The 17,932-nt window shown below is 67.5% G+C and carries 17 protein-coding genes; all 17 read left to right on the forward strand.

Annotated elements, in window-relative coordinates; all coding sequences use genetic code 11:
• Position 1: 1 nt before the first annotated feature.
• The 17 genes from hpt to CKW34_RS02630 all read left to right on the forward strand — a co-directional run bounded on the left by hpt (position 2) and on the right by CKW34_RS02630 (position 17,866).
• A complete protein-coding gene (hpt, locus tag CKW34_RS02550) occupies positions 2-556 on the forward strand; it encodes a hypoxanthine phosphoribosyltransferase (RefSeq protein WP_059382610.1) in 555 nt (184 codons plus the stop codon).
• Between the two features lie 251 nt (positions 557-807).
• Complete coding sequence (gene ftsH / locus CKW34_RS02555) at positions 808-3,357, forward strand: ATP-dependent zinc metalloprotease FtsH (protein WP_059382609.1); 2,550 nt, start codon at positions 808-810, stop codon at positions 3,355-3,357.
• A 49-nt stretch (positions 3,358-3,406) separates the two neighbouring features.
• Entirely contained in the window at positions 3,407-4,093 is a 687-nt protein-coding gene (gene folE, locus CKW34_RS02560) for a GTP cyclohydrolase I FolE (RefSeq protein ID WP_202400287.1), read from the forward strand.
• Between the two features lie 32 nt (positions 4,094-4,125).
• Positions 4,126-4,947 carry a dihydropteroate synthase gene (gene folP / locus CKW34_RS02565; RefSeq protein ID WP_174479628.1) on the forward strand — a complete coding sequence of 274 codons (822 nt, stop codon included), beginning with the start codon at positions 4,126-4,128 and terminating at the stop codon, positions 4,945-4,947.
• On the forward strand, positions 4,944-5,327 hold the full coding sequence (gene folB, locus CKW34_RS02570) for a dihydroneopterin aldolase (protein ID WP_059382607.1): 384 nt from the start codon (positions 4,944-4,946) through the stop codon (positions 5,325-5,327). The genes folP and folB overlap by 4 nt, the downstream gene beginning before the upstream one ends.
• Complete coding sequence (gene folK, locus CKW34_RS02575) at positions 5,324-5,866, forward strand: 2-amino-4-hydroxy-6-hydroxymethyldihydropteridine diphosphokinase (RefSeq protein ID WP_059382606.1); 543 nt, start codon at positions 5,324-5,326, stop codon at positions 5,864-5,866. The genes folB and folK overlap by 4 nt, the downstream gene beginning before the upstream one ends.
• Positions 5,860-6,336, forward strand: a complete 477-nt coding sequence (locus CKW34_RS02580) for a DUF3180 domain-containing protein (protein ID WP_059382605.1) — start codon at positions 5,860-5,862, stop codon at positions 6,334-6,336. Before folK ends, CKW34_RS02580 begins: the two co-directional genes overlap by 7 nt.
• Before the next feature lie 74 nt (positions 6,337-6,410).
• Positions 6,411-7,562: a DUF6779 domain-containing protein gene (locus CKW34_RS02585; protein ID WP_228524969.1), complete on the forward strand. Its 1,152-nt coding sequence runs from the start codon at positions 6,411-6,413 to the stop codon at positions 7,560-7,562.
• Between the two features lie 159 nt (positions 7,563-7,721).
• On the forward strand, positions 7,722-8,657 hold the full coding sequence (locus tag CKW34_RS02590; protein WP_059382603.1) for a Rossmann-like and DUF2520 domain-containing protein: 936 nt from the start codon (positions 7,722-7,724) through the stop codon (positions 8,655-8,657).
• Positions 8,650-9,588 (forward strand): pantoate--beta-alanine ligase, encoded by a 939-nt coding sequence (gene panC / locus CKW34_RS02595; RefSeq protein WP_059382602.1) that lies wholly within the window; start codon positions 8,650-8,652, stop codon positions 9,586-9,588. Before CKW34_RS02590 ends, panC begins: the two co-directional genes overlap by 8 nt.
• A gap of 44 nt (positions 9,589-9,632) precedes the next feature.
• Positions 9,633-10,070 carry an aspartate 1-decarboxylase gene (panD, locus tag CKW34_RS02600; protein ID WP_016692992.1) on the forward strand — a complete coding sequence of 146 codons (438 nt, stop codon included), beginning with the start codon at positions 9,633-9,635 and terminating at the stop codon, positions 10,068-10,070.
• Positions 10,071-10,072: 2 nt separating this feature from the next.
• Positions 10,073-10,906, forward strand: a complete 834-nt coding sequence (locus CKW34_RS02605) for a type III pantothenate kinase (RefSeq protein WP_006550509.1) — start codon at positions 10,073-10,075, stop codon at positions 10,904-10,906.
• 93 nt (positions 10,907-10,999) lie between these two features.
• Positions 11,000-11,452 (forward strand): rhodanese-like domain-containing protein, encoded by a 453-nt coding sequence (locus CKW34_RS02610; protein ID WP_059382601.1) that lies wholly within the window; start codon positions 11,000-11,002, stop codon positions 11,450-11,452.
• Positions 11,453-11,550: 98 nt separating this feature from the next.
• On the forward strand, positions 11,551-13,017 hold the full coding sequence (lysS, locus tag CKW34_RS02615) for a lysine--tRNA ligase (protein ID WP_267497303.1): 1,467 nt from the start codon (positions 11,551-11,553) through the stop codon (positions 13,015-13,017).
• Positions 13,018-13,112: 95 nt separating this feature from the next.
• Positions 13,113-13,472: a histone-like nucleoid-structuring protein Lsr2 gene (locus tag CKW34_RS02620; RefSeq protein WP_059382599.1), complete on the forward strand. Its 360-nt coding sequence runs from the start codon at positions 13,113-13,115 to the stop codon at positions 13,470-13,472.
• A 149-nt stretch (positions 13,473-13,621) separates the two neighbouring features.
• The gene (locus CKW34_RS02625; RefSeq protein WP_059382598.1) at positions 13,622-15,052 is read left to right on the forward strand and encodes a phospholipase D-like domain-containing protein; all 1,431 of its coding nucleotides are present in this window, start codon (positions 13,622-13,624) and stop codon (positions 15,050-15,052) included.
• 270 nt (positions 15,053-15,322) lie between these two features.
• Positions 15,323-17,866, forward strand: coding sequence for an ATP-dependent Clp protease ATP-binding subunit (locus tag CKW34_RS02630; RefSeq protein ID WP_059382597.1), 2,544 nt, complete (start codon positions 15,323-15,325; stop codon positions 17,864-17,866).
• Positions 17,867-17,932: the final 66 nt, after the last annotated feature.

The raw sequence follows: 17,932 nt of genomic DNA on the forward strand, positions 1-17,932 counted from the left end.
GGTGTACGAGAACGACATAGCGTCGGTGCTGATCTCCGAAGAGCAGATCAAGGAGCGGACCGCAGAGCTGGCGCAGTCGATCGCCGAGCGTTACCCGGTGGGTGCGCCGGAAGGCGATCTGCTGCTCATCGGGGTGCTCAAGGGCGCCATCTTCTTCATGACCGACTTCGCGCGCGCTCTGCCGATCCCGACGCAGATGGAGTTCATGGCCGTCAGCTCGTACGGATCGTCGACGTCGTCCTCGGGTGTCGTGCGGATCCTCAAGGACCTCGACAAGGACATCGCCGGCCGCAACGTCCTCATCGTCGAGGACATCATCGACTCGGGTCTGACACTGTCGTGGCTGCTCAAGAACCTCTCGTCGCGCAATCCCGCATCGCTCGAGGTCGTCACGCTGCTGCGCAAGCCGGAGGCCGTGAAGATCGACGTCGAGGTCAAGGACGTCGGATTCGACATCCCGGACGAGTTCGTCGTCGGCTACGGCCTCGACTACGACGAGCGCTACCGCGACCTGCCCTACATCGGCACGCTGGATCCCAAGGTCTACAGCAGCTGACCTCCGGTCGAGCCGGGCGGTGAGCTCCCCGGCCCGGGGAACTCCGGTTCCGTCCCGATCGTTGTCGATTACGACGTCTTCCCGGTGTCGGCTCCGGTCGGTGCCGGGGCGACTGCTCGTTGCTACGCGGTAACCTTGCGTTGCCTGGTCAGTGACCGTCGCGGCATGCGGCCACCCCGGGTGCGAAGCGCCGCGACTGCGAGACCCCGACGAACTCGATCGAAAGGACCGGCCGCTCGGGCCGAACCTGTATGAACCGCAAGACAGTGTTCCGTAATCTGGCGATCGTCGCCGGCATTCTGCTGGTGATCTACGCCTTCAGTTACTTCGGCGACGACACGCGCGGTTTCACTCAGGTGGACACGTCCGTCGCGGTGTCCCAACTCGAATCGCAGAACGTCAGCGAGGCCCGCATCGACGACCGCGAGCAGCAGGTGCGTCTGTGGCTCGAGAACGGCAACGACGCGACCGAGGGCAGCACCGAGATCATCGCGAAGTACCCCGCGTCGGCCTCCGAGCAGATCTTCGACCTGGTCGCCGCGTCGGGCGCGCAGAAGTACGACACGAGCGTCACCCAGGAGAGCTGGCTGACCTCGATCCTCATCTTCGTCCTGCCGATGATCATCCTGCTCGGCGTGTTCTTCTTCGTGATGAGCCGCATGCAGGGCGGTGGTCGCGGCGGCATGATGGGCTTCGGCAAGTCGAAGGCCAAGCAGCTGTCGAAGGACATGCCCAAGACGACCTTCGCCGATGTCGCCGGCGCCAACGAGGCCGTCGAGGAGCTCTACGAGATCAAGGACTTCCTGCAGAACCCGGCGCGCTACCAGGCGCTCGGCGCGAAGATCCCCAAGGGCGTACTGCTCTACGGTCCTCCCGGCACCGGTAAGACCCTCCTCGCGCGTGCCGTCGCCGGCGAGGCGGGCGTCCCGTTCTTCACGATCTCCGGTTCGGACTTCGTCGAGATGTTCGTCGGTGTCGGCGCCTCCCGCGTGCGCGATCTGTTCGAGCAGGCCAAGCAGAGCGCTCCCTGCATCATCTTCGTCGACGAGATCGACGCGGTCGGCCGCCAGCGCGGCGCCGGCCTCGGCGGTGGTCACGACGAGCGTGAGCAGACCCTCAACCAGCTGCTCGTCGAGATGGACGGCTTCGGCGACCGCTCCGGCATCATCGTGATGGCCGCGACGAACCGCCCCGACATCCTCGACCCGGCGCTGCTGCGTCCCGGCCGTTTCGACCGTCAGATCCCGGTCACGAACCCCGACCTCGCCGGTCGCCGGGCGATCCTCGCCGTGCACTCGAAGGGCAAGCCGATCGATCCCAACGCGGATCTCGGTGCGCTCGCCAAGCGCACGGTGGGCATGTCCGGTGCCGACCTCGCGAACGTCGTCAACGAGGCCGCGCTGCTCACCGCCCGTGAGAACGGCACGGTGATCACCGAGGCGATCCTCGAGGAATCGGTCGACCGTGTCATCGGCGGTCCCCGCCGCAAGAGCCGCATCATCAGTGAGCACGAGAAGAAGATCACGGCCTACCACGAGGGTGGTCACACCCTCGCCGCGTGGGCGATGCCCGACATCGAGCCGGTTTACAAGGTCACCATCCTCGCCCGCGGCCGCACCGGCGGTCACGCGATGACAGTGCCCGAGGACGACAAGGGCCTGATGACGCGTTCGGAGATGATCGCGCGCCTCGTCATGGCGATGGGCGGTCGTGCCGCGGAGGAACTCGTCTTCCGCGAGCCCACCACCGGCGCCTCGTCCGACATCGACCAGGCCACGAAGATCGCGCGCGCGATGGTCACCGAGTACGGCATGAGCGCGAAGCTCGGCGCCGTCCGCTACGGCCAGGAGCAGGGCGACCCCTTCCTCGGCCGGTCGATGGGTGTGCAGTCCGACTACTCGCACGAAGTGGCACGCGAGATCGACGAGGAGGTCCGCAACCTCATCGAGGCCGCGCACACCGAGGCGTGGGCGATTCTCAACGAGTACCGCGACGCCCTCGACGTGCTGGCGAGCGAGCTGCTCGAGCACGAGACGCTGACCCGCAAGGATCTCGACCGGATCCTGGCCGACGTGAAGAAGCGTCCGCGGATCACGACCTTCAACGATTTCGGTGATCGGGTCCCGTCCGACAAGCCGCCGATCAAGACGCCCGCCGAGCTCGCGGCCGAGCGCGGCGAGCCGTGGCCGCCGGAACCGCCGTCGCTGACGAAGCCGGCGCATCAGCACCCGCAGTATCCGGGCCAGGGCGAGGTGCCCGCTCCCGCCGGCTACCAGCCCGGCGCGCAGCCGCAGTACCAGCCGGCGAACGGCTACCCCCAGCCCCAACAGCAGTCGCAGCCGCAACCCCAACAGCAGTCGCAGCCGGTCCCGGCCTCCGAGCCGCTTCCGGGCTTCCAGCCGACGGCTCCGTATCCGGGTGGTCCGCGGCACGCGACGCGTCCCGACTACGGTGCTCCCGCCGGATGGTCGGCTCCCGGCTGGCCGCCGCGCGAGCAGACCCCGCAGGAACAGCAGGGTTACGGGCAGCCGCAGGCCCCCGGACAGCCGCAGGGATACGGATATCCGCAGGGCCCCCAGGGGCAGAACCCCCAGAGCTACGGACAGCCTCAGGAAACGCAGAGTTTCGGGCGTCCGCAGGAGCCGCAGGACCCCGACCGTCCGTCGGACTCCGGCGACAACGGTGCGGCAGATGCGCACCGTGGTGAGAACCACGTGGGAGACTCGCAACCGCGCGATGGTTACGGCGCTCCCGAGCCCCCTCCCACACAGCGGTGGGAAGGCCCGGCCGGCCGGCACTGATCCGTGTCGGTGAGTCGGTACCGGGCGCGCATCGGGACCGTCGGTTCCGATGGAGACGAGTGAGCGAAGAGTGGAGGGCGAGCGGGTGTCGGTGAACCACCTGAAGTCGGATACGGGTTCCGACCCGGAGGATGTGACGACCCACGAGTTGAGCGTGGACGCGGGTCGTACGTTCGACCAGGCCCGAGCCGAAGCGGCCGTGCGCGAACTGTTGATCGCGGTGGGTGAGGATCCGGACCGCGAGGGCCTGCGCGACACTCCCGCCCGGGTGGCCCGTGCCTACCGCGAGGTGTTCGGGGGACTGTTCACCGACCCGGACGAGGTCCTCGACACGACCTTCGACGAAGGTCATCAGGAACTCGTCCTCGTGCGCGACATCCCGATGTACTCGACGTGCGAACACCACCTCGTGTCGTTCCACGGCGTCGCCCACGTCGGATACATCCCGGGCCCCACGGGCCGCGTCACGGGTCTGTCGAAGCTGGCGCGTGTCGTCGACCTCTACGCCAAGCGTCCGCAGGTCCAGGAACGCCTCACCAGCCAGATCGCCGACGCCATGATGCGCAAGCTGCAGCCGCGCGGCGTGATCGTCGTGGTCGAGGCGGAGCACCTGTGCATGGCGATGCGCGGCATCCGCAAGCCCGGTGCCAGCACCACCACCTCCGCCGTGCGCGGGCTGTTCCAGACCAGTTCGGCGTCGCGTGCCGAGGCCCTGGACCTGATCCTGCGCCGGTGACCGTCTTCCCCGCCGAACAGTGGCCCGTCGTGATGGGCGTACTGAACGTCACCAGTGATTCCTTCTCCGACGGCGGTCGCTATCTGGACCGCGAGACCGCGATAGCCCGCGGCTTCGAGCTGCGCGAGCTCGGCGTCGACATCGTCGACGTGGGTGGCGAGTCCACCCGGCCCGGGGCCGTGCGCGTCGACCCGGAGGTCGAGGCGTCCCGCGTGGCGCCGGTCATCGCCGCTCTGGCGGAGGCGGGCATTCCCACGAGCGTCGACACGATGCGTGCCTCGGTCGCCGAGGCGGCCGTGGAGGCCGGGGTGACCATGATCAACGACGTCTCGGGTGGGCGCGCCGACGCCGACATGGCCGCGGTGGTCGCCGAGGCCGGGGTGCCGTGGATCCTCATGCACTGGCGTCCCCTCGGCGAGTTCGTCCACGCGGGCGGTTCGACGCACTACGAGGACGTCGTCCGCGAGGTCCGCGACGAGCTGCTCACGCAGGTCGACATCGCAGTGGCCGCAGGCGTGGACTCCGACAAGATCGTGCTCGATCCCGGTCTGGGTTTCGTGAAGGAACCCGACCACAACTGGCAGTTGCTGCAGCGCCTGCCCGAACTCACCGAACTGGGTTTCCCGGTGCTCATCGGGGCGTCCCGGAAGCGATTCCTCGGATCGCTGCTCGCGGCGCCCGACGGCACGGTCCGCCCGCCCGCGGGCCGCGAGGTCGCCACGGCGGTCGTCTCGGCGCTCGCCGCCACACACGGCGCATGGGGCGTACGCGTCCACGACGTGCAGGCGTCCCGCGACGCGCTCGCGGTGGTGCGTGCCTGGCAGCGCGGCAGCGCGGAAGGAGTGCACGCGTGAGCGACCGCATCGAACTACGGGGACTGACGGTCCGCGGCAACCACGGCGTCTTCGAGCACGAGAAGCGGGACGGTCAGGACTTCGTCGTCGACATCGTCGTGTGGCTCGATCTCGCGCCGGCCGCGGCGTCCGACGAGCTGACCGACACGCTGCACTACGGCGAACTCGCCGAGCGAGCTGCGGCGATCATCGCCGGTCCGGGCCGCGATCTCATCGAGACGGTCGCGGGGGAGATCGCCGACGAGGTGCTCACCGACCCGCGTGTCTCCCGGGTGGAGGTCACGCTCCACAAGCCGTCGGCGCCGATCCCGCTGACCTTCGGCGACGTCGCCGTCGTGATCGACCGCTCCCGCAGCGATGCGACGGAGAGCGCCTCATGAGTCGTGCCGTGCTGTCCATCGGATCGAACATCGGCGACCGGCTCGCGCACCTGCGGTCGGTCGTCGACGCATTGGGCGAGCGGGCCGTCGCCGTCTCGGCGGTGTACTCGACGGCACCGTGGGGCGGCGTCGAACAGGAGGACTTCCTCAACGCCGTCGTCGTCGCGGAGGACGCCGCCTTCGGTCCGCACGACTGGCTGCGGTTCGGCCGGGAACGCGAAGAGGCCGCCGAACGAGTCCGGATCCAGCGCTGGGGTCCGCGCAGCCTCGACGTCGACGTCGTGACCTGCGACAGCGGCGACGGAGAGGTGCGCAGCGACGATCCGGAACTGATCCTGCCGCACCCGCGCGCACACCAGCGGGCGTTCGTGCTCGTCCCGTGGCTCGATGTCGAACCCGAGGCCGCGCTCACCGCCGACGGCCGGCGGCTGGGCATCGGCGAGTGGCTCGGCGAACTCGACGCCGCCGAACGGGAAGGTGTGCACCGCACCGACCTGACGCTGACCGGGCCGACGACCCAGGGACACGCCGAGTGCTGAAACAGACCCGGATCCGAGATCTGCTGGCGCTGGCCGTGCTGGCAGCGATCGTCGCGTGGTTGCTCGTCCGCACGATGTACGGCTCGCTGCCGCCCATCCCCGTCTATGCGGGAGCCTCGCTGTACCCCGTCGCGGTGATCGAGGTGATCCTGGCGTTCATGATCCGGTCGCGGGTCGGCAAACACGAGATCGGTGAGGGCCCCGGCAGGTTGCATCCCATCACCGCCGCCCGCGCGGTCGCGCTCGCCAAGGCGTCCGCACTGGTGGGTGCCGCGAGCGCCGGAGTGTGGGCCGGCTTCCTGCTGTATCTCGCACCGCAACGCGGCGTCGTGCAGGCCGCCACCGACGACACCTCGGGGGTGCTCGTCGGAGCCCTCGCCGGCATAGCGCTGGCGGCGGCCGCGTTGTGGCTCGAATACTGTTGCCGGACACCGGAAGACCCCGACGAACCGAACGAACCGGCTGTCTGACCTCGGATTTCGGGGTGGGGAAGGGCGTGTCGTCCGGCTCCGATCCGAGGACCCACCCAAGTACCCTGATGGTCATGGCAACCTCGGCGCGACCAGACAGGAATCGCCGTCCGTGGCGCAGTACCGGCTCGATGATCGTGGCCGGTCTGCTCGCTCTGGCGATGATCGCCTCGCTGCTGTTGATCTTCAGTGAGAGCGTGCAGTTGCTGCGTGTCGCGGTGGTCGTCGCCCTGTGGGCTGCCACTGTCGGAGCCATCGCGATGAACAAGTACCGCCGGGAATCGGCGCTCGACCGGGCGAAGGCCGACGACCTGAAGACGGTCTACGAACTGCAGTTGCAACGGGAGATCGCGGCGCGGCGCGAGTACGAGCTGACCGTCGAGGAGAAGGTCCGTGCCGATCTGAAGCTCGACGCCGGGGAGATGGCGGCCCTGCGCACCGAGCTGGCCACCCTGCGCCGCACGCTCGAGATGTTGTTCGACGGCCGGCTCCCCGACGATGTCGTCGCCCTCGAAGGCCAGGCGGAGAAGCTGCGTGGACTGAGCGAGGCGGCGCGGGTGTCCGCTCCGCGTCCGTCGGGACCGGCCTTCGCCTCTCCCGACGACGAGCCGGTCACCGCGGAGACCGAGTCGGTCGAGGCGGCCATGCGCGCGGCGGAGGCGTCGGAGAAGACGTCCGCGAAGGGTGATGTCGAAGAACCGCGAGCCGAGAAGCAGGCGAAGACCGAGGCTGCGACGGGGAAGTCCGCTACCGGGAAGGTCACGGCCGAGAAGGCGACGGCTGGAAAAGCGACCGCAGAACCGGACGTCGAGGACGCCGAGATCGAGGACGCGGAAGTCGAGGGCACGAAGGCCGAGAAGCCGAAGACCGCGGACCTGAAGACCGGGGACCCGAAGGCCGGGGACCCGAAGACCGGGGACCCGAAGGTCGCCGGAGCCGAGAAGACGGCAGAGGGAAAGCCTGAGTCGCAGAAGCCCGGCAAGCACGAGTCCGGATCGGATCCCGACCCGCAGACGGGCGCAGACGAGACCGGAGCGGAGTCGGGAGGCAACGACCCCTCCGACGGGGAGAACGGCGGCGAGAAGACCGCTGGAGCTGCGGAAACGGTCGCGGAGGACGACGAGGACGACGAGGAATCGTCCGGACGTCGCTCCCGCCGTCGTCGCGCCGACGGCGAAGGCCGCACAGTCGCGGAGATCCTCGCGTCGCTGTCGGCCGAGCGCTGATCCCCGGGCGGTCGCGAGGCAGGTCGCGCCCGCCCCACCTCGGTCGATGAGGCGCAGATCACTCGACCCGACCGTGGCGAGCCCCGGAAAGCGCGCGCTATTGTCGAGCGGAACGTCCGGTACCCGCTGAGCGGGACTGGAACGAACGAGAGGACTCCCGTGAATGCCTTCGGGATCACCAACGCACCCGCGCCTGCGCGCCTGTCGGTAGGAATCGTGTCCGCCGGACGGGTCGGCACTGCACTCGGCGCAGCTTTCGAACGCGTCGGTCATGTCGTCGTGGCCTGCTCGGCCGTGTCCGACGTCTCGCGGCACCGCGCCACCACCCGCCTGCCCGATTCGCAGATCCTGCCGGTCGACGAGGTCGCCGGCCGCTGCAACCTCCTCCTTCTCGCCGTTCCCGACACCGAACTGTCGTCCCTGGTCAACGGCCTCGCAGCCACCGGATCGGTCGCCGCCGGCACGATCGTCGTCCACGTCTCCGGAGCCCACGGCACCGCGATCCTCGAGCCGCTGACCGAGCAGGGCGCCGTGCCGCTGGCGATCCATCCCGCGATGACCTTCACCGGCCACGACGAGGACATCGACCGGCTCTCCTCCGCGTGTTTCGGCATCACGGCCGCCGACGAGATCGGCTACGCCATCGCGCAGTCCCTCGTCCTCGAGATCGGTGGCGAGCCGGTCCGCGTCCCCGAGTCCATGCGCACGACCTACCACGCCGCGCTCGCGCACGGCAGCAACCACCTCGTCACGCTGGTCGCCGACGCCGTCGAGGCGCTGCGCAGCGCCCTGCAGGGGGAGGAACTGCTCGGCCAGCAACTCGTCGACGACGCCCCCGGTGGAGTCGCCGAGCGGGTGTTGCAGCCGTTGCTCTCGGCGGCGCTCGACAACGTGCTGCGGCGCGGACCCTCGGCGCTCACCGGGCCGGTCGCGCGCGGCGACGCCGACGCCGTCGCCGCGCATCTGCGCGCGCTCGAGGCCGTCGACCCGCAGATCGCCGCCGGGTACCGCGCGCTGTCGCTGCGGTCGGCGCAACGGACCGGATCGAAGCCGGAACTGATGGCAATTCTCGAAGGAGCTGAATACGGTGAGTGAAGCAGGACAGCGCGGATACGTGCGAGGTGAACTGACCGTTCACCACGATCCCGCAGGCCTGACCAAGGTCACCCGGGCTCTGCGCGGCGTCGGCCGCACCGTCGCACTCGTGCCGACGATGGGTGCGCTGCACACCGGTCACCTCGAACTCGTGCGCCAGGCCAAGCTCACCGGTGCCGTCGTGGTCGTGTCGATCTTCGTCAACCCGCTGCAGTTCGGGAAGGGCGAGGACCTCGATGCCTATCCGCGCACCCTCGACGCCGACCTCGAACTGCTCCGCGAAGCGGGTGTCGAACTCGTGTTCGTGCCGACGGTCTCGGCGATGTACCCGCAGGGTCCGCGCACCACGATCCACCCGGGCCCGCTCGGGTCGGAGCTCGAAGGTGCTTCGCGCCCCGGTCATTTCGCGGGCATGCTGACGGTCGTCGCGAAACTGTTCAACATCGTCGGTCCCAACACGGCGTTCTTCGGTGAGAAGGACTACCAGCAGCTCACCCTGATCCGTCAAATGGTCGCCGACCTGAATCTCGACATCCGCATCCTCGGTGTTCCCACCGTGCGCGAACAGGACGGGCTCGCACTGTCCTCTCGCAACCGCTATCTCGACCCCGAGCAGCGCGAGATCGCGACCACGCTGTCCGCGGCCCTCGTCGCCGGCGCGCACGCCGCGGCGGGCGGAGCCGAGGCGATCCTGTCCACGGCACGCGAGGTGCTCGCGCAGAGCCCGCAGATCGAGGTGGACTATCTCGAGGTGCGCGGCGCCGATCTGGGGCCGGCCCCCGAACGTGGCGACGGCCGACTGCTCGTCGCCGCACGACTCGGCTCCACCCGCCTCATCGACAACGTCGGGGTCGCCGTCGGCACCGGCTTCCTCGAACGCGCCACCGGCCCGGTGGATCCCGATGCCGAAGACAACCTGACGAACCGCTGACCCACCGATCGAATTCGGAAACGAGAAAGAAACCGAGGACGAGCATGTTCCGCACCATGATGAAGTCGAAGATCCACCGCGCCACGGTCACCCACGCGGATCTGCACTATGTCGGTTCGGTGACCGTCGACCAGGATCTGATGGACGCCGCGGATCTGCTCGAGGGTGAGCAGGTCTGCATCGTCGACATCGACAACGGCGCCCGGCTGGAGACGTACGTCATCGCCGGTGAGCGTGGATCGGGCATCATCGGGATCAACGGTGCCGCAGCACGTCTCGTCAGCCCCGGCGATCTCGTCATCCTCATCGCCTACGGCGTGATGAACGAGCAGGAGTGCAAGGACTACGACCCGCGCGTGGTGTTCGTCGACGCCGACAACCGTCAGGTCGAGCTCGGCAACGACCCCGCCCACGCTCCCGAGGGCTCGGGCCTGATCACGCCGCGCATGCTGTCGACCCTCGACTCCCCGTCCCTGGTCTAGAGGTGCTCCTCACCGTCGACGTCCGCAACACCAACATCGTCCTGGGGGTGTTCGCGGGCAGCGGCTCGCACGCGCGGCTGCTGCGCGACTGGCGCGTCCGTACCGACCCCAGGATGACCGCCGACGAGATCGCCTTGCTGTTCCGCGGTCTGCTCGGCGAATCCGCCGAGCAGGTCACCGGGGTGGCGGCCCTGTCGACCGTGCCGTCGGTTCTGCGCGAGTTGCGTGTCATGCTCGACCGCTACTGGTCGTCGGTGCCGCACGTGGTGGTGGAGCCGGGGGTGCGCACGGGAGTGCCGCTGCTGGTGGACAACCCGAAGGAGGTCGGCGCCGACCGTATCGTCAACAGCCTGGCGGCCTACCACTTCTACGGATCTCCGTGCATCGTCGTGGATTTCGGGACGTCCACCTGCGTCGACGTCGTGTCGGGCAAGGGGGAGTTCCTCGGCGGGTCCATCGCTCCGGGTGTGGAGATCTCGATGGATGCGCTGGCGTCACGGTCGGCGGCACTGCGGAAGGTCGAATTGCTCCGTCCCCGAGGTGTTCTGGGCAAGAACACTGTCGAGTGCATGCAGTCCGGAGCTGTCTTCGGGTTCGCCGGGATGGTCGACGGCATCGTGCGGCGGATCTGCGCCGAGGTGCCCGGTTTCGACGGCGACGACGTGGCCGTCATCGGCACCGGCGACAGTGCGCCGCTGATCATGCCGGAGTCGCGCACCCTCGAGCACCACGAGCCGGATCTGACCCTCGAGGGATTGCGTCTGGTGTACGAGCGGAACCAGGTGAGACGAGCGGCACGCGGAACTGCGGGTTCCGCTGAGCGCCATTCTGTGTAAAAATGTTCGTCGTGATCCGTTGCATGAGCACCCAGGAGTGTTGTCGAGGCTGACCGCCGCCTCGACCGATAACACATTCCTGGGAGTTCTCTCATGCGCGCTGCGCTTCTTTCCATCACTTCTGTTTCCACTGCTGCTCCGGTCGCCTTCCACCGGCTCGCCGTCGAGCGCACGTACCCCACCGAGCTGTCCGCAGCGGTCGCCCGCGGCGCCGTCGTCGTCGACATCCGCTCGAACGCCGAACGTGCCGTTCAGGGAACGCTTCCCGGCGCGCTGGCCATTTCCGCCGATCTCGTCGCCGAGCGACTCGATCCGAGCGGCCCGGGCCGTCTCTCCCTCGCCGTCGACCGCGACGTCGAATGGATCCTCGTCTCGTCCGACGGAGCGAGCTCGCACGGTGTGGTCGCCGAACTGCACGCGCAGGGCCTGCGCCGGGTCACCCACCTCGTCGGAGGTTACGACGCCATCCGGACGGCCCGTCTCGTCGGCGCGGTGGCGGAGGCCCAGCACGTCGCTCAGGACGTGGCGCGGGTCACCGCTCACTGAAAGCGCGCATCTGCAGGATTGACGGCCCCGGGTGTCCGATAGTCTGGTTACCCGTGAGTGATGCCACCGTTCAGCAGCCCGACGACACCCCCGAGCAGATGCGGGTCCGCCGCGAGAAGCGCGAACGGCTCCTGGCACAGGGTTCGGAGGCCTATCCCGTCGAGATCCCGCGCACCCATACGCTCGCGGAGATCCGCGCCGAGTATCCCGACCTCGAACCCGACACCGCCACCGGCACGATCGTGGGCGTCGCCGGTCGCGTGATGTTCTCGCGCAACACCGGCAAGCTGTGCTTCGCGACGCTGCAGGAGGGCGACGGCACCCAGCTGCAGGTCATGCTCAGCCTCGCCGGCGTCGGCGAGGAGGCGCTCGCCGCCTGGAAGTCCGACGTCGACCTCGGCGACATCGTGTTCGTGCACGGCGAGGTCATCAGCTCCCGTCGCGGTGAGCTCAGTGTCATGGCCGACTCGTGGACCATGGCGTCCAAGGCGCTGCGTCCGCTGCCGGTCGCGCACAAGGAGATGAACGAAGAGGCACGGGTGCGTCAGCGCTACGTCGACCTCATCGTGCGTCCCGAAGCACGTCGCAACGCACGCATGCGTGTCGCGGTGGTGCGCGAGCTGCGCAACGCGCTCGAGCGTCGCGGTTTCCTCGAGGTCGAGACGCCCATGCTGCAGACCCTGCACGGCGGCGCGGCGGCCCGCCCGTTCGTGACGCACTCGAACGCGCTCGACATCGACCTGTACCTGCGTATCGCGCCGGAGCTGTTCCTCAAGCGCTGCGTGGTCGGCGGTATCGAGAAGGTCTTCGAGATCAACCGCAATTTCCGTAACGAGGGTGCCGACTCGACGCACTCCCCGGAATTCTCGATGCTCGAGACGTACGAGGCGTACGGCACCTACGACGATTCGGCGCGGATGATCCGCGAGATCATCCAGGAGGTCGCGTTCGGGGTCTTCGGCACCCATGTGGTGACGCTCGCCGACGGTACGGAATACGACTTCGGGGGTGAATGGAAAACTCTCGAAATGTATCCCTCGCTGTCCGAGGCGATCGGCACGGACGTGACCCCCGACACCACACTCGAGGAATTGACGGCTCTCGCGGATCGCGTCGGCCTGGAGATTCCCGAGGGCAAGGGCTGGGGTCACGGCAAGCTCGTCGAGGAGCTCTGGGAGCACATGTGCGGCGACCAGCTGCACGAGCCGACCTTCGTGCGTGATTTCCCCGTGGAGACGTCGCCGTTGACACGAGATCACCGCACTGTGCGCGGGGTCACCGAGAAATGGGATCTGTACGTCCGCGGTTTCGAACTCGCCACGGGTTACTCGGAACTCGTCGATCCGGTGATCCAGCGCGAGCGTTTCGTCGACCAGGCGCGTCTGGCCTCGGAAGGGGACGACGAGGCAATGGCTCTCGACGAGGATTTCCTCGCCGCGATGGAACAGGGAATGCCGCCGACCACCGGTACCGGAATGGGAATCGACCGTCTGCTGATGGCACTTACCGGTCTGGGAATCCGCGAAACAATCCTGTTCCCGATTGTTCGACCGAACACCCGTTAATCTGATTTCGTCGCTCCATATTGCGATGCGTTAATCGGCGGGTAGTGTGGTGCCCGTCCCGCGGGGGGAAGCGCATGCGAGAGGATTTACACCACATGGCGAAGAAAGTCACTGTCACCCTGATCGACGATGTGGATCAGGAGTCGGCGGCGGACGAATCGGTGGAGTTCGGTCTCGACGGAGTGACGTACGAGATCGACCTTTCCGAGGACAATGCGGCACGGCTGCGCGAGCAGTTGGAATTCTGGATCGAACACGCTCGTAAGGTCGGCGGCCGCAAGCGGAGCAAGACCGCCGCCGGAACTGCGCCGGCTCCGCGCAAGAGCGGATCCGGAAGTGCCGGTCGCGAACAGACGGCCGCCATCCGTGAATGGGCACGGAACAACGATCTGCCGGTGTCGGCCCGTGGCCGAATCTCTGCGGAGATCGTCGAGGCGTACAACAAAGCGCACTGACGAATCCTCGTCCGTGGGGCGTCGTCCATCCGTGGACGGCGCCCCACAGTCGTCTGTGGGCGGGTTGGGTTGTGGCACAGTGGCGCCCGTCACACACTTCGATCGTGCGGACGACCCGGCGCGATGCGGTCGGGGAGTAGCATCCGCTCATGGCCGAGACCGTGCTCGAACCGGGTTCAACCTGCTGGCGACTTGCGCGAGCGGAGAGGTTGACCTGCATAGTCGACGCCGCCGACTATTTCCGTCACGCCAAGGCGGCGATGCTCCGGGCGGAAAAACGCATCATGCTGATCGGGTGGGATTTCGACACCCGGATCAAGTTCGAACCCGAGGGTGCAACTCTCGAGGGACCGAACAAACTCGGTGAATTCCTCGAATGGCTCCCCGAACGTCGCCCCGGTCTCGATATTTATCTGCTCAAGTGGAACATCGGTGCGTTCAGTGCCCTCGCACGCGGAATGACGCCGGTGTTCGTGCTCGATTGGCTCACCGACCCGAGCCTGCACTTCGAAATCGACGGGGCGCATCCCGTGGGCGCAGCGCATCATCAGAAAATTCTCGTCGTCGACGACAGCATCGCTTTCTGTGGCGGTATCGATATGACCGTCGACCGCTGGGACACCCCGGATCATCCGGACCTGAGCAAATACCGGCGGGAGCCGAGCGGTAAACGCTACGGACCGTGGCACGACGTGACGACCGCCGTCGACGGCGACGCCGCGCGGGCCCTCGGCGACCAGGCGCGCGCCCGGTGGAAGGCGGCCACGGGGGAGAAGCTCGATCCCGTGCCGGAGCCGGAGCCGATCTGGCCCGACGATCTCGAGCCGACCCTCCGCAGCGTGGACGTGGGCATCGCGCGCACGCTGCCCGCCTACGACGGGAAGGACGGCATCCACGAGATCGAGGCGCTGTACCTGTCGGTGATCGAGAAGGCGCGGCACACTCTCTACCTCGAGAGCCAGTACCTCGCTTCGCGCAGGATCGCGGAGGGTCTCGCCGAGCGACTGCAGGAACCGGACGGCCCCGAGATCGTGGTGGTGATCCCACGCAACGCCGACGGCTGGCTCGAACGCAAGGCCATGGACGGAGCCCGGCGGGCCCTGCTGCACATGTTGTGGGAGGCCGACGTGCACGGCCGTTTCGCCGCCTACTATCCCGTCACCGCCGGCGGGGAGCCGATCTACGTGCACGCGAAGGTCGTCGTCATGGACGAGACCCTGCTGCGGATCGGGTCGTCGAACCTGAACAACCGTTCGATGGGCTTCGACACCGAATGCGACCTGGCCATCGAATCCGCCGAACCCGGGGACGCGGTCGGCCGCGCCGCCGTCGAGCTGCGCAACATCCTGGTGGCGGAACATCTCGACGTCGACCCCGAGGTGATCGCGGAGGCCACGAAGGACGGCGGTTCGCTCATCTCCACCATCGAGCGGTTGCGCGGTCCGGGACGTTCGCTGCGGCCGTTCGAACCGGGTACGGTGTCGGACGAGGACAGTGTCCTCGCAGAAAGTGCTCTGGCCGATCCCGAACGCGCCGCGCGGAGCTTCGGACGCAGGATCGAGCGATTCTTCGCCCGTTGATCCCCCACAGCCTCTGTTCGCTTGTGGCGTACAGCTTGCGGAAACGTATCCGCCACGTGCAGCGTTAACTTCTGAAACCGGGTTTTCTCGCCGCCTTCCGAAGGGTAGAGGGAAAGCGAGTCGATACCACGACCACTAGAGTGTGGAGTGGGAGCTTGGAACCTCTGAAAGGTTCCGACGAACGACTCGAGTGCCGGAGCTTAAGAGCGGCAGCAGGGTGCGGGACGATCGGCGTACCGGACCGGCGGCCGGAGAGTGTGAGGGAGTGCGATGTTCGAAAGGTTCACCGATCGCGCGCGGCGCGTCGTTGTCCTGGCTCAAGAAGAGGCCAGGATGCTCAACCACAACTACATCGGCACGGAGCACATCCTCCTCGGCCTCATCCACGAGGGTGAGGGTGTGGCGGCGAAGTCGCTCGAGTCGTTGGGTATCTCCCTCGAAGGTGTGCGCAGCCAGGTCGAAGAGATCATCGGCCAGGGTCAGCAGGCGCCCTCGGGGCACATTCCCTTCACTCCTCGTGCCAAGAAGGTCCTCGAGCTGAGCCTTCGCGAAGCGCTCCAGCTCGGACACAACTACATCGGTACCGAACACATCCTGCTCGGTCTCATCCGCGAGGGTGAGGGCGTGGCGGCGCAGGTGCTCGTCAAGCTCGGCGCCGACCTCAACCGGGTGCGTCAGCAGGTCATCCAGCTGCTGTCCGGTTACCAGGGCAAGGAGCCCGCAGAATCCGGCACGAGCCGTGGCGAGACCGGCACTCCGTCCACGTCGCTCGTCCTGGACCAGTTCGGCCGTAACCTCACGCAGGCAGCTCTCGAGGGCAAGCTCGACCCGGTCATCGGCCGGGCCAAGGAGATCGAGCGCGTCATGCAGGTGCTGTCGCGTCGTACGAAGAACAACCCGGTGCTCATCGGCGAGCCGGGTGTCGGTAAGACCGCCGTCGTCGAGGGCCTCGCGCAGGCCATCGTCAACGGTGAGGTCCCCGAGACCCTCAAGGACAAGCAGCTCTACACGCTCGACCTGGGTTCGCTCGTCGCCGGCAGCCGTTACCGCGGTGATTTCGAGGAGCGCCTGAAGAAGGTCCTCAAGGAGATCAACAGCCGCGGCGACATCATCCTGTTCATCGATGAGCTGCACACGCTCGTCGGTGCCGGTGCTGCCGAGGGCGCGATCGACGCCGCGTCGATCCTCAAGCCCAAGCTCGCCCGTGGTGAGCTGCAGACCATCGGTGCGACGACCCTCGACGAGTACCGCAAGTACATCGAGAAGGACGCCGCTCTCGAGCGCCGCTTCCAGCCGGTGCAGGTCGGGGAGCCGACGGTGGAGCACACCATCGAGATCCTCAAGGGTCTGCGCGACCGCTACGAGGCGCACCACCGCGTCTCGATCACCGACAAGGCGCTCGTCGCGTCGGCCACTCTGGCCGATCGCTACATCAACGACCGCTTCCTGCCGGACAAGGCGATCGACCTCATCGACGAGGCCGGTGCCCGCATGCGCATCCGTCGCATGACCGCGCCGCCGGACCTCCGCGAGTTCGACGACAAGATCGCCGACGCCCGTCGCGAGAAGGAATCGGCGATCGACGCGCAGGACTTCGAGAAGGCCGCGAGCCTGCGCGACAAGGAGAAGCAGCTCGTCGCGCAGCGTGCCGAGCGCGAGAAGCAGTGGCGTGCGGGCGATCTCGACGTCATCGCCGAGGTCGACGAGGAACAGATCGCCGAGGTCCTCGCCAACTGGACCGGTATCCCGGTGTTCAAGCTCACCGAGGAGGAGACCACGCGTCTGCTCCGCATGGAGGACGAGCTGCACAAGCGGATCATCGGCCAGGAGGACGCCGTCAAGGCCGTCGCCAAGGCGATCCGTCGTACGCGTGCGGGCCTGAAGGACCCGAAGCGTCCGTCCGGTTCGTTCATCTTCGCCGGCCCGTCCGGTGTGGGTAAGACGGAGCTGTCCAAGGCGCTCGCGAACTTCCTGTTCGGCGAGGACGACGCGCTCATCCAGATCGACATGGGCGAGTTCCACGACCGCTTCACCGCGTCGCGCCTGTTCGGTGCGCCTCCCGGCTACGTCGGATACGAGGAGGGCGGCCAGCTCACCGAGAAGGTGCGCCGCAAGCCGTTCTCCGTGGTTCTGTTCGACGAGATCGAGAAGGCCCACCAGGAGATCTACAACACCCTCCTGCAGGTCCTCGAGGACGGTCGCCTCACCGACGGTCAGGGACGCACGGTCGACTTCAAGAACACCGTGCTGATCTTCACGTCGAACCTGGGCACCGCCGACATCTCGAAGGCCGTCGGGCTCGGCTTCTCGGCCGGAACGGGCGAGCAGTCGAACTACGAGCGGATGAAGAACAAGGTCCACGACGAGCTGAAGAAGCACTTCCGGCCCGAGTTCCTCAACCGTATCGACGACATCATCGTCTTCCACCAGCTCACGCAGGATCAGATCATCCAGATGGTCGACCTCATGGTCGGACGTGTGGAGACGCAGCTGAAGAACAAGGACATGGGTATCGAGCTCACCGAGAAGGCGAAGTCGTTGCTCGCAAAGCGCGGCTTCGACCCGGTGCTCGGCGCACGTCCGCTGCGTCGCACGATCCAGCGCGAGATCGAGGATCAGCTCTCCGAGAAGATCCTCTTCGGCGAGATCGGCGCGGGCCAGATCGTCCTCGTCGACGTCGAGGGCTGGGACGGCGAGGGCGCCGGCGAGAACGCGAAGTTCACGTTCACGCCGAGCGAGAAGCCGGCCGAGGTTCCGGACACCCCGGCGGTCGCGCTGGCCAAGTCCAGCGAGGGCGAGTCCGAAGCCGGATAACCCGCTCGCCGGTTCACACCGGACGACACGGTTCGCACGAGAGGGGCGGCACCCGCAAGGGTGTCG

This window comes from Rhodococcus rhodochrous, assembly GCF_900187265.1.
GTDB classification, from domain to species: Bacteria; Actinomycetota; Actinomycetes; order Mycobacteriales; family Mycobacteriaceae; genus Rhodococcus; species Rhodococcus rhodochrous.